The sequence below is a fragment of the Undibacterium sp. RTI2.2 genome (assembly GCF_035018705.1).
In the GTDB taxonomy this organism is placed as follows: Bacteria; Pseudomonadota; Gammaproteobacteria; order Burkholderiales; family Burkholderiaceae_D; genus Undibacterium.
In genome coordinates this window covers 94,855-107,194 of sequence record NZ_JASJXN010000017.1, presented here as the reverse complement: position 1 = coordinate 107,194, position 12,340 = coordinate 94,855, and the positions used below count along the sequence as shown (strand labels likewise).

The window sequence follows — 12,340 nt, the reverse complement described above, 5'->3', positions numbered from 1 at the left end:
GCGTCGTCGTCGCGTCTAGCCAGTCAGTCCGCCAAAGGCACACTTGTCGCTGTTCCAATGGAAAATCTGGGTTAAATAGTCTTCCTGATTTATCGTAAATGTATCAAGAATTAAATATACTCCTATATAGTATATTTAAGATGTCCAATTAATCATTGGACATTTGGCATTATTTATTAAAAAATTGGGGGAGTATATTGATTTTTAGTTTGGATGATCTGTTCACTATGGCACCGTAGTCGCACTGCGATCAATCTTTAAACCTAATTGTTCGATCCCTTGTTTATCCCGCTGCTGCCTGTATCCCGGCAGTGATAAATCTCAATAAATAGGGCGCAGCAACAGCGGCATTACGTGCCGGACATAATCCTTCTGATAAACGCTCAATCCGCGTATCTACCACGTGATGCAATAACGCCCCAAGTGCAAATTGATAGCACCAGAAAACAGTGGCTTTGGATGCCGTAGGCAAAGCGCCGCTTAAGGCGGCGATAAATTCTCTTGCCATGGGATCATAAAACTCACGGGTAATCCGGTCGCTCGCCTCATGTCTGTCCACCACGCCGCGCATCACAATGCGCGAGAAATTAACGCCATGATCCTGCTCATTCAGTTTTAACACCGGAGTAATAAAGGCGGCAATAATGGCGTTTAAGGCGACTTCGGGATTGGTATGTAATTTCGCCAGCCGTAGCTCTGACAGGCGCTCTGCCATATAGCTGCTATGGTGCTCGTAGATGGCGTGATACAACTCATTTTTTGCGCCAAAATAATATCCCACCAGTGCGACTGGCACGCCAGCTTCATGAGCAATATCGCGTATCGATACACCCTGGTAGCTTTGCTCTGCAAAACACTTCTCCGCAGCAATCAAAATCGCGCGTTTTCTTCCGCTTAGATCATCTAATGAGCTCATGGGAATCTTTATTAGAAAGCAATTGCTTGGTCTGCGGATTGTACGACCGTACAAGCATTTGTCTATGCGCGGCGCAGCATTTGCACTTTCTTTGTGCAACCTGTTCACAGTGCCCAACAAATCTCTTGTAATTGAGTGGGGGGTGAAATACATTCAATAAAACAAAAATGCACAATGTGTCTGATCTAAACCCAAGACTTTGTAAACAGTCAGAGCTTGGTCAGGAGAGAAAAAATGATACTCTACCCGCACTGGTCAGACAGCCAAATTACATATTAACGACAAATTGACGACAGTTTGACGACACACTAGGCACATATAAACGGGACAATCGTGGGACAAGTTTTAGGGCAAATGAACAGTATCAGAATCGACAAATGGCTATGGGCCGCCAGATTTTTTAAAACCCGTACCCTCGCCACCAATGCGGTCGAATTAGGACGTGTGCTGCAAAACGAAGAACGTATTAAGCCTGCCCATAACGTCAAGCCTGGTGATCTGCTAGAAATTCATCATGCTGACCAGATTTGGATTATTCAAGTGCTGCGGATATCTGATACGCGCGGCTCCGCTGTAGTTGCACAGAGCATGTATCAAGAAACCGAGGCCAGCATCGCCCAGCGAGCCAAGCTTGCACAAGACAGAAAATATTTCCGCGAACCGAGTGCTACACTCACCGGACGTCCTACCAAACGAGACCGGCGTTTGCTCGATTTCAGCAGAAATTAAAAAGGGCGGGAGACTTTAGTTTGATCTTTGATTTATATATGGCCTCAATAATGGCCTCAGAAAAAATCGTAATTCGGTAATATCAAGCAATTCTCGTAAGTCCAAAAACTTAGGAGCCTGGTGAGCATTAATGATTTACCTTAGGTGTTTAGCCCCAAATTGTCGTCCTCTAAATAGATACTCTCCTCTAAAGCCGTTTTCTAGTTTGACTTTTAGTGCGCTGTGCTTAATAGTACGAGCGTTCGATTAATTCACATGTTTGCATCATAGTTGTGCGTCTGTGCATCATTTCAATACGAAAAATGTAATATGAATATGACATCAAAATTTATGCGTAAAGGCGAACTTACCCGCGCCGCCATTTTGGACGTGGCCTTAGACGCCGCTAGCCGCGATGGTATCGAAGGTTTAACGATAGGTTTGCTGGCCGACAAAATGAACATGAGCAAGTCTGGCGTGTTTGCTCACTTCGGCTCGCGTGAAGATTTGCAGATCGAAGTGCTAAAGTTGTATCACCAACATTTTGAGCAAGAAGTGTTTTATCCCAGCATGAAAGAAGAACGTGGTCTGCCGCGTTTGCAATCCATGTTTGCCTTATGGGTCAAACGCGTCACGGTTGAAATCGCCTCCGGTTGCATCTATATCAGCGGCGCAGCCGAATACGATGATCGCCAAGGCCCCATCCGTGATGAGCTGGTAGGTATGGTGCATGCATGGCAAGGCGCATTGCGTCGTGCCGCAACCTTGGCAATACAGTTGGGTCACTTGGATCAAGATGTAGACCCGGAGCAGATAGTGTATGAAATGTATGGGCTGATTTTGGCACTACACCACGACGCACGGTTTTTACGCAAGCCAGGCAGTGTAGAAAGAGCCGCAGCAGGGTTTGAAAGATTGATTGAATGTTATGCGCCGCAAGTGGAAAAAGCTGTCACGGCTTAATTCGATTTAACAAGCCATCAATAAGTGGCTTGTAATTGATCAACAAGCGACCACTTAAATCGTCGCCAGGTAAGTAGTCATAAAGAATGTCATAAAGAATGTAATAACGCCGTCTTAATTTTGTTTTACTTTTTAGTCTTCAGGAGAAAATCATGGGTCAATACGTCGCTCCCTTGCGTGATATGCAGTTCGTTCTGCATGAGCTGTTAGCCGTAGAAGGCGAACTAAAGCATTTGCCAAAATACGAAGAAATTGATGCCGATATCATCAATCAAGTATTAGAAGAAGGTGGCAAATTCACTTCGCAAGTCTTGTTCCCATTAAACCATTCTGGCGATCGTGAAGGTTGCCATCACGATAAAGTAACGCACGCTGTTACCACACCAAAAGGCTTTAAAGAAGCCTACAAACAATACGTAGAAGCTGGCTGGCCAGCATTGTCTTGCGACCCGGAATACGGCGGCCAAGGCTTGCCACTGGTGCTGAATAATTCATTTTACGAAATGATGAATTCTGCCAATCAAGCCTGGACTATGTACCCAGGTTTATCACACGGCGCCTACGAATGTATCCACGAACACGGTACACAAGAACAGAAAGATTTGTACTTGCCAAAACTGATCAGCGGCGAGTGGACTGGCACGATGTGCCTGACCGAGCCACATTGCGGCACTGATCTTGGTATGTTGCGTTCTAAAGCCGAGCCAAAAGCTGATGGCTCCTACATGATCTCCGGCGCGAAGATTTTTATCTCCGCTGGTGAGCACGACATGGTTGATAACATCGTGCATCTGGTGCTGGCACGTTTGCCTGGAGCACCAGAAGGCTCCAAAGGGATTTCTCTGTTCATCGTGCCTAAATTTTTACCTAATGCGGATGGCAGCGTTGGTGCGCGTAATCCTATTTTCTGCGGCGCGATCGAAGAAAAAATGGGTATCCATGGCAACTCAACTTGCCAGATGAATATGGACGGCGCAAAAGGTTGGTTGATCGGTCAGCCGAACAAAGGCCTCAACGCGATGTTCGTCATGATGAATGCAGCACGTCTGGGTGTGGGTATGCAATCCCTGGGCTTGACTGAAATCGCTTACCAAAATGCCCTGATCTACGCAAAAGACCGTCTGCAAATGCGCAGCTTGTCCGGCGTAAAAGCACCAGACAAGCCAGCCGATCCTATCATCGTGCATGCTGATGTGCGTCGTATGTTATTTACCGCCAAAGCCTATGCTGAGGGTGGACGTGCATTTTGCGCCTACGTTGCTTTGCAGCTGGATAAAGAATTAAATCACCCTGATGAAGAAGTCCGCAAAGAATGCGCTGACGAAGTCGCACTCTTGACACCAATCATCAAAGCCTTCATCACCGATAACGCTTGGACAGCCACCTCTGAGTGTATGCAGGTATATGGCGGCCACGGTTTTATCGCTGAGTGGGGCATGGAGCAATATGTACGTGATTCACGTATCAACATGATCTACGAAGGCACTAACACAATCCAGTCTTTGGATTTGTTAGGTCGTAAAGTCTTGGGTGATAACGGCGCTAAGTTGCGCAAGTTCGGTGCAAAGGTACAAGCATTTGTTGAAGCTAATGGCACCAATGAAGCAATGAGCGAATTCGTTACTCCATTGGCTGAGTTGGGCGACAAAGTCACGAAGCTGACAATGGAAATCGGTATGAAGGCGTTCCAGAATCCAGATGAAGTCGGCGCTGCTGCTGTACCGTATCTGCGTGTTGTCGGTCACATGGTGTACAGCTACTTCTTCGCGCAAATGGCAAAAATCGCTCTGGAAAAACAAGATTCCGGCGACACCTTCTACAAAGCAAAATTAGCGACAATTCGTTTCTACTTTGCACGTCTGTATCCAGAAACAGCGATGCTGATCCGCCAGGCACGTTCTGGTTCTGCAAATCTGTTATCGCTCGAAGCTGATTTGTTCTGATGAAATACTGAGCAGGCGTGGGGTGCAACATATACACCTTTACGCCTCTCTTCCATTTCAAGCGGTGCGCGTGGCGAACCCTATGAGATCTAAGCCTCTCTCATCATTGAGAGAGGGCACAAAGAAATTGCTTTTCGTTGTTCTACGAATTCCACATGAGGTTAAAAATGACCAATTTCATCGTTAAAAAAGTCGCCGTTCTTGGTGCCGGTGTGATGGGCGCGCAAATTGCTGCGCACTGCATCAACGCAAAAGTACCTGTCGTATTGTTTGATCTGCCAGCCAAAGAAGGCCCGAAAAACGGTATCGTTTTGCGCGCGATCGAGAACCTGAAAAAATTGAGTCCTGCTCCGTTCGGCAACAAAGATGACGCAGCCCTGATTGAAGTCGCTAATTACGAAGACAATCTGGAATTGCTCAAAGGTTGCGACCTGATCATTGAAGCGATTGCTGAGCGCATGGACTGGAAGCATGATCTGTATAAGAAAGTGTCCCCTTACATCGCACCAAACGCGATCTTCGCATCCAACACATCTGGTCTGTCCATTACGGCCTTGTCCGAAGGTTTTGAGGCTGAATTAAAAGCCCGTTTCTGCGGCGTGCATTTCTTCAACCCACCGCGCTATATGCACCTGGTTGAATTAATACCGACGGTAGCAACCCGTCCAGAAATCATCGACCAGCTCGAAGGTTTCCTGACTACTACATTGGGCAAAGGCGTTGTACGCGCCAAAGATACACCGAACTTCATCGCCAACCGTGTTGGTATTTTCGGTATGCTCGCCACGATTCATGAGGCAGAAAAATTCGGCTTGTCCGTCGATGTCGTCGATGATCTGACCGGTAAAAAACTCGGCCGCGCTTCGTCCGGTACTTTCCGTACCGCCGACGTCGTAGGTCTGGACACGATGGGTCATGTCATCAAAACGATGCAAGATAATTTGTCCGACGATCCATTTTTTGCTGTCTACAAAACCCCAGAAGTATTAGCGAAACTGGTTGCCGCCGGTGCACTGGGTTCCAAAACTGGCGCAGGTTTCTATAAAAAAGTAGGCAAAGATATTCAGCGCCTAGATTTCGCCACAGCACAATATGTGACTGGCGGCGCGAAAGCGGATGACGTTGTTGCCCGTATGCTGAAAGAAAAAGATCCCGTCAAGAAAATGAAAACCTTGCGTGAATCGACCAATGTACAGGCGCAGTTCCTGTGGGCGATTTTCCGCGATGCTTTCCACTACATCGCTGTACATGGTGCAACGATTGCCGACAATGCACGCGACATCGATTTCGCAATGCGTTGGGGCTTCGGCTGGAATGTCGGTCCGTTCGAGACATGGCAAGCATCCGGCTGGCAAGAAGTTGCTGGTTGGGTGAAAGAGGATATTGATGCGGGTAAAGCATTGTGTAACGCACCCTTGCCAGCTTGGGTATTTGACGGACGCACAGGCGTACATACAGCAGAAGGCTCCTGGTCAGCGGCGAGCAGCACTTATGTACCACGTTCTACATTAGCGGTATATGACCGTCAGGCTTTCCGCGCTCCTGTATTGGGCGCTGGTGCACCGACTGGTGCAACCGCTGGCACGACGTTCTTCGAAGACGACTCCGTTCGTATCTGGCACCAAGGTACTGACCAGAAGCCTGATGACGTACTGATCTTGTCCATGAAGACTAAGATGCACGTGATTGGTCCTGGCGTAATCGAAGGCATGGAAAAAGCGATTGCCGAAGCCGAGAAGAATTACAAAGGTCTGGTAATCTGGAATGCTGATGCAGCCGAAGGTGGTGCCTTCTCAGCAGGTGCTGATTTGCAAGCGATGTTGCCATTGTTTATGTCTGGTGGCGTCAAAGCCATCGAGCCAGCGATCTCGCGTCTGCAACAAGCGCATCAAGGATTGAAATACGCTAATGTACCTGTCGTCGCTGCAGTTGCCGGTCTGGCACTCGGCGGTGGTTGCGAACTGATGATGCACGCAGCGAAACGCGTGGCTTCTATCGAATCGTATATTGGTCTGGTCGAAGTTGGTGTAGGTCTGGTACCAGGCGGTGGTGGTTTGAAAGAAGCCGCAGTCCGTGCTGCAGCCGATGCCAAAGGTACTGACCTGCTGCAATTCCTGAAGAACTATTTCACCAATGCAGCGACAGCCGCAGTATCCAAGTCTGCATTAGAAGCGCAAAAAATGGGTTACCTGTCGCAAGACGACGTAATCGTATTCAATGCCTACGAATTGTTGCATGTAGCGAAAGTTGAAGCACGCGCCATGTTTGATGCTGGCTATCGCGCACCAATGCGCAAGCTGGTGCCAGTCACTGGTCGTCACGGTATCGCATCGATCGCAGCACAACTGATCAATATGCGTGATGGCGGTTTCATCTCTGCACATGATTACAAGCTCGGCAAGATGATTGCCGAAGTAGTCAGCGGTGGCGACATCGACAACGGTAGTCTGGTCAGCGAACAATGGTTGCTCGACCTGGAGCGCAAAGCGTTTATGGAATTGTTGAATCATCCAAAAACGCAAGAGCGGATCATGGGCATGATGCAAACTGGCAAGCCAGTTAGAAACTAATCGGAGTACACAACATGACTAAACAACTTCAAGACGCTTACATCGTCTCAGCAACACGGACCCCGATCGGCAAATCTGGTCGCGGCATGTTCCGTAATACACGTCCTGACGATTTGCTGGTGCGCGTATTGCAATCTGCATTTGCCCAAGTACCTAATCTTGATCCAAAACTGGCAGAAGACGCCATCATCGGCTGCTCTTTCCCAGAAGGTCCGCAGGGTCTGAATCTAGCTCGTATGGGTATCTTGTTGGCAGGTTTGCCAAACACCATCGGTGGCGTCACCATCAATCGTTATTGCGCATCCGGTATCACAGCAGTGGCAATGGCGGCAGATCGTATCCGCGTTGGTCAGGCAGATGTCATGATTGCTGGTGGTGTTGAATCAATGTCCATGGTGCCAATGATGGGTAACAATCCATCGATGAACATGGCGATTCTGAAAGACGAAAACGTCGGCATGGCCTACGGCATGGGTCTGACGGCAGAGAAGGTCGCGCAACAATGGAAAGTCTCGCGTGAAGCGCAAGATGCGTTTGCCCTACAATCTCATCAACGTGCCATCGCTGCGCAAAACGCGGGTTACTTTGATGCGGAAACTACTTCGGTTGACATCATCGACCGCGTACCAAATCTGTTGACTGGCGAGATCGAATTAAAAACCCGCACCGTCAGCCGTGACGAAGGCGCACGCCCAGATACATCCTTAGAAGGCTTGGCAAAACTGCGCCCGGTGTTCGCAAACAAAGGTAGTGTGACTGCGGGTAACAGCTCGCAAACGTCTGACGGCGCTGGCGCACTGATCTTAGTTAGTGAAAAGATTTTGAAGCAATTCAACCTGACTCCGCTGGCACGTTTCGCATCCTTCGCAGTACGCGGCGTACCACCAGAAATCATGGGTATCGGTCCTAAAGAAGCGATTCCCGCAGCCTGTCGTGCCGCTGGTATTACGCAAGATCAGATCGACTGGTTTGAGCTGAACGAAGCCTTTGCAGCGCAGTCTCTGGCAGTGGTACAAGACCTCGGTCTAGATCCAGCCAAAGTCAATCCTATGGGCGGCGCGATTGCTCTCGGCCATCCGTTGGGCGCGACTGGCGCGATCCGTTCTGCGACCACGATCCATGCTTTGCATCGTAATAATCTGAAGTACGGCATGGTGACGATGTGCGTTGGTACCGGCATGGGGGCAGCAGGCATTTTCGAACGCATGTAAATGGAAGACTTTGATTAAGCTACCGCGCAACTCAATCTTTAACCTGCGATGCTCAACGTACTAAAGTACGCCTGCGCTTCTCGATTAAACCTTGAGCCGCTCGCTATACTTACTCAAAGTTTCCGCTACTTGATAAAACAAAAAACCGCATATGAAATTTTCTGTGCGGTTTTTTATTGATCGATCAAGCTAAAAATGGATAGTGAGCTTGATTCAGCAAATTCCAGCATAATCTGTACACCATAAATTTAATCAAAACTCAGGAGATCACATGGATATTTTGACCCAAATAGAGAATGGCGTTTTGTCGATTGCATTCAATCGCCCAGAAAAGAAAAACGCCATTACTGCCGCGATGTACCAGGCAATGGCAGACGCAATTACCGCAGCAGAAGATAACACTGCCGTGCGCGCTATTTTGATCAGCGGCAGGCCAGAGATTTTTACTGCAGGCAATGATCTGGAAGACTTCATGAAGAACGCCACCGCCGAGCACGCGGGCGTGCCACCGGTCTACCAGTTCATGCATGCCTTAAGTCACACTAGCAAACCAGTTGTTGCTGCGGTATCTGGCGCTGCAGTTGGTATCGGTACTACCTTGCTGATGCATTGCGACATGGTGTATCTGGCCGACAACGCCAAACTGTCTATGCCGTTCACGCAATTGGGCTTGTGTCCAGAATTCGCTTCCAGCTTGATTTTCCAACAAATCGTCGGCTATCAACACGCAGCAGAAAAATTGATGCTAGGCGAAGCATTTAGTGCTCAAGAAGCCTACGAAATTGGCTTCGTTAATAAAGTCTTGCCGCTAGAAGAATTAATGCCTTATGCGCAGAAACAAGTCGCTAAATTAGTCGCCTTGCCAGCTGCTTCTATTCGCGCTACCAAGCGCCTGATGAAGAGCAATCAACAAGAAGCTATCGTCGCCAAAATGGGTGAAGAAAACGTTCACTTCCGCACTATGTTGACTGCACCAGAAGCAAAGGAAGCATTCATGGCATTTTTTCAAAAACGTAAACCGGACTTCTCGCAGTTTTCTTGATGTATTGGCGGGTGCTCTGTCGTAACGTAAAGTGCCACAGAAGCTGAGATTTTTGCCATAGAAGGCGAGTTTTTTGCCGCGGAAGTTGAGACTAGAAAATTGCGTAAGGTCGGCCATTAGGCTGACCTTTTTCTTTTGAATCAGAGGGAAATCGTCGGTCTCACTAGTTGCAACGCCAATAGCACCTGCGGCAGCCTCACCTTCACCAGCAGCACCAATGCAGGCAACTACACTGGCACTGTCAGCATCACCCCCAGCCCAGCAGGCACAGGCACCAGCCTTGGCATTAACCTCACCGTCAACGCCAACCCAGAAATGGTCACCTACATCCACACAGACGGACTAGGTAGTCCGGTTGCCAAGACCAATGCCAGTGGCATCAGAATCACCCAGACCAAATACGAAGCGTACGGCATGGCGGTTGCGGGCAGTGACACACCCACGATTGGATTTACACGGCATGTCAATGACGTGGATACAGGGCTGACGTACATGCAGCAGCGGTACTATGATCCTGTGGCGGGAAGGTTTCTGAGTGAGGATCCTGTGCTTACGGATGAAAATACTGGTAGAGGATTTAATCGATATTCTTACGCTCAGAACAATCCCTACAGATACATTGATCCTGATGGGCGTACTGATATAGAAATCCAACCGATAGTTATTCTTCCTGCGCCTTCAGTTACAATCACAGGACACCGTGACCCGTTCGTAAATGATCCGTTTTTTAGTCCCGTCGTTGGTTCTCCATCATCAGGACCGAAAATGCCAAGTGTTCCTAACTTAATCCGCAGCGGATGTGTAAGTATGCCGATGGCGTGTCTATTGGGTGCTAGTATTATTTTCGCGAAACCACCACGTGATGCGAAAGATCCAAATGGAGCAGAGGCTCCAGGTAAGCCGAGCGAAGCTGATGGTTTCACTGATCCAAAAGACGGCGAAAATTGGGTCAAAAACCCTAACGGTTCAGGTATTGGTTGGGAAGCCAAGGATGGCAAGGTATGGGTGCCAACTAGCCAAGGCGATATCGCTCATGGAGGACCACACTGGGATGTGCAAGATCCGAGAACAGGTGGACATAAAAATATTCTTCCTGGATGAAAAGAGAGATGAACGATTTAAAAATAACTTTGATTGCTAAAGAAATTGAATATGGATCTCAAATTGATGAAGCTGCTTTTTTCTACTGGATAGACAAAATTGAAGGAATCTTGTGGAAAGGGGTTCATGATTCAATTCACATTGATATTCCATCAAACCAAATTGAAGACGGAACGTTACGGGAGCTACTTGCTCTGTTTTATCGATATAAAATTGATTCACAACAACTGACGCAATTTATCAACGATTCCAATAGGTCATGGGTATTGAATAAGCATGCGTATTGGTATAGCGGTTTGATGGGACTATAAATTCGAGGAAAGACGGGGTAAGCAAGCGCAGCCCGGGCTAGGTAGGTTGGCGAAGAGCAAAGCGAAGCCCAACATCTCAGGCCGGTAAGCATCAGATCAATCGTGAGACGTGCGCAATAAAATAAAAAGTCGTTGTTGTTATCAGATTGCGTCTTAAAACGCGCATTAGGAGGATGTTTGCATAAAAGTAGGAGTGCAAGAAAATCTCAACTTCTTTGGCAGAACATAAGAAAATCTCAACTTCCGAGGCAACCAGTCTCACATTCTGTGGCAATTTTTCTTAGGAAGTAGTATTTTTGGTTATTTCGGTCTCAACTTCTGTGGCACTTTACGAGATGGAAGCATAAGCAAATAATGGTTTATGCTTCCATTTCTATTTGAAAATACACATAGGTAGTATATTTAGCACGTCCATAAAGTAAAAGGGGAACTAGGTTATTTTATTAAAAATGATGGGGAGTATCTAAAATATTCATTTTTTGATTAGTCAAATCGCCGAGAAAATCGGTTCTGGGTACTTCTCGCTATATGCTTCATTTTTCAACAAACATTTCCATACCATTTTTCAAATTTCCTCATCACATTCTAATTATTTTTATGATCAAAATTAGTCGACATTTTTGTTTTGTCTCCATTCTCTTGTCATCTTTAATATCTCATGCAATCGCCCAGCCAACAGAGACGCAAGCGATGATGGATGTGAAAAAATTAGCCAGTGCTGAGATGGCGGGCCGTGCTACTGACACTCCCGGTAGCCAACTGGCGCGTGAATATATTATTGGACGTTTGCAAGGATTGGGTATCAAGCCATGCAATACTGATTTTATACAGACCTTTGATGTCGTGATGCGGAATGGTGAACATAAGCGAGGTAGCAATATTATCGCTTGCCAGTCAGGAACCTTGCTCGACCATGCTAATGCAACGGCAATGATCGTCTCGGCGCATTACGATCATCTGGGCGTGCGCGGTGGTAAAACGTATTTTGGTGCCGATGACAATGCATCGGGTGTTGCTGGCGTGTTGGCAATTGCCGAGGCGATGCAAAAGACGCTGCCGCAACATGATGTGATTTATATTTTATTTGATGCAGAAGAGTTGGGACTACAAGGTTCACGTGCTTTTGCCAGCAAACCGCCAATTGACATTGATCGTGTGGGTATCAACATCAACTTTGATATGATTGCCCGTGGTGACAAAGGCGAGTTGTATGCCAGCGGCACTTACCACACGCCTTCACTCAAACCTATATTGGCGCCGCTGGATGCCAGCAAAGACGTCAAGGTACTGTTTGGTCATGATCGCCCAGAACAGGGTCAGGATGATTGGACCAAGCAATCTGACCACTACAATTTATTTGCTGCTGGTATCCCCTTTATTTACTTTGGGGTAGAGGATCATCCTGACTACCATCAACCAACTGATACCGCAGACAAAATCAATCCCGTCTTCTTTATGGGTGCTGTTGAGTTAGTCACCAAAACGACTTATCTGATTGATCAGGCCTTGGTCACGACTAGTTTCAGAAGAAAAAGCTAAGCAGTTACTGCGCTTGCCAAGTAAGCCGAAGCTGAA

The 12,340-nt window shown here is 47.5% G+C and carries 10 protein-coding genes; 9 read left to right on the top strand and 1 reads right to left on the bottom strand.

All coding sequences use genetic code 11. The annotated features are described in order from the left end of the window. Window positions 1-283: 283 nt before the first annotated feature. On the bottom strand, window positions 284-916 hold the full coding sequence (locus QN395_RS11390; protein ID WP_322121213.1) for a TetR/AcrR family transcriptional regulator: 633 nt from the start codon (window positions 914-916) through the stop codon (window positions 284-286). Window positions 917-1,270: 354 nt separating this feature from the next. On the opposite strand from QN395_RS11390, the gene QN395_RS11385 reads away from it, so the two are divergent. The 9 genes from QN395_RS11385 (at window position 1,271) to QN395_RS11345 (ending at window position 12,304) form a co-directional block, all read left to right on the top strand. Beyond that, the gene (locus QN395_RS11385; protein ID WP_322121690.1) at window positions 1,271-1,645 is read left to right on the top strand and encodes an RNA-binding S4 domain-containing protein; all 375 of its coding nucleotides are present in this window, start codon (window positions 1,271-1,273) and stop codon (window positions 1,643-1,645) included. Window positions 1,646-1,975: 330 nt separating this feature from the next. Beyond that, window positions 1,976-2,587 (top strand): TetR/AcrR family transcriptional regulator, encoded by a 612-nt coding sequence (locus tag QN395_RS11380; protein WP_322121691.1) that lies wholly within the window; start codon window positions 1,976-1,978, stop codon window positions 2,585-2,587. 152 nt (window positions 2,588-2,739) lie between these two features. Next, a complete protein-coding gene (locus QN395_RS11375) occupies window positions 2,740-4,530 on the top strand; it encodes an acyl-CoA dehydrogenase C-terminal domain-containing protein (protein WP_322121214.1) in 1,791 nt (596 codons plus the stop codon). A 167-nt stretch (window positions 4,531-4,697) separates the two neighbouring features. Continuing rightward, window positions 4,698-7,100 (top strand): 3-hydroxyacyl-CoA dehydrogenase NAD-binding domain-containing protein, encoded by a 2,403-nt coding sequence (locus QN395_RS11370; RefSeq protein ID WP_322121215.1) that lies wholly within the window; start codon window positions 4,698-4,700, stop codon window positions 7,098-7,100. A 14-nt stretch (window positions 7,101-7,114) separates the two neighbouring features. Then, on the top strand, window positions 7,115-8,311 hold the full coding sequence (locus QN395_RS11365; protein ID WP_322121216.1) for an acetyl-CoA C-acyltransferase: 1,197 nt from the start codon (window positions 7,115-7,117) through the stop codon (window positions 8,309-8,311). 271 nt (window positions 8,312-8,582) lie between these two features. Further along, window positions 8,583-9,353, top strand: a complete 771-nt coding sequence (locus tag QN395_RS11360; RefSeq protein ID WP_322121217.1) for an enoyl-CoA hydratase — start codon at window positions 8,583-8,585, stop codon at window positions 9,351-9,353. A gap of 135 nt (window positions 9,354-9,488) precedes the next feature. Further along, the gene (locus tag QN395_RS11355; protein WP_322121218.1) at window positions 9,489-10,454 is read left to right on the top strand and encodes a polymorphic toxin type 37 domain-containing protein; all 966 of its coding nucleotides are present in this window, start codon (window positions 9,489-9,491) and stop codon (window positions 10,452-10,454) included. 8 nt (window positions 10,455-10,462) lie between these two features. Continuing rightward, on the top strand, window positions 10,463-10,765 hold the full coding sequence (locus tag QN395_RS11350) for a hypothetical protein (protein WP_322121219.1): 303 nt from the start codon (window positions 10,463-10,465) through the stop codon (window positions 10,763-10,765). A 639-nt stretch (window positions 10,766-11,404) separates the two neighbouring features. Continuing rightward, window positions 11,405-12,304, top strand: a complete 900-nt coding sequence (locus QN395_RS11345; protein ID WP_323491862.1) for a M28 family peptidase — start codon at window positions 11,405-11,407, stop codon at window positions 12,302-12,304. Window positions 12,305-12,340: the final 36 nt, after the last annotated feature.

What these genes read in the sequence shown, in the direction of transcription:
- QN395_RS11390 (WP_322121213.1), bottom strand. Translation starts at nt 916, where the DNA reads ATGAGCTCATTAGATGATCTAAGCGGAAGAAAACGCGCGATTTTGATT.
- QN395_RS11385 (WP_322121690.1), top strand. Translation starts at nt 1,271, where the DNA reads ATGAACAGTATCAGAATCGACAAATGGCTATGGGCCGCCAGATTTTTT.
- QN395_RS11380 (WP_322121691.1), top strand. Translation starts at nt 1,976, where the DNA reads ATGCGTAAAGGCGAACTTACCCGCGCCGCCATTTTGGACGTGGCCTTA.
- QN395_RS11375 (WP_322121214.1), top strand. Translation starts at nt 2,740, where the DNA reads ATGGGTCAATACGTCGCTCCCTTGCGTGATATGCAGTTCGTTCTGCAT.
- QN395_RS11370 (WP_322121215.1), top strand. Translation starts at nt 4,698, where the DNA reads ATGACCAATTTCATCGTTAAAAAAGTCGCCGTTCTTGGTGCCGGTGTG.
- QN395_RS11365 (WP_322121216.1), top strand. Translation starts at nt 7,115, where the DNA reads ATGACTAAACAACTTCAAGACGCTTACATCGTCTCAGCAACACGGACC.
- QN395_RS11360 (WP_322121217.1), top strand. Translation starts at nt 8,583, where the DNA reads ATGGATATTTTGACCCAAATAGAGAATGGCGTTTTGTCGATTGCATTC.
- QN395_RS11350 (WP_322121219.1), top strand. Translation starts at nt 10,463, where the DNA reads ATGAACGATTTAAAAATAACTTTGATTGCTAAAGAAATTGAATATGGA.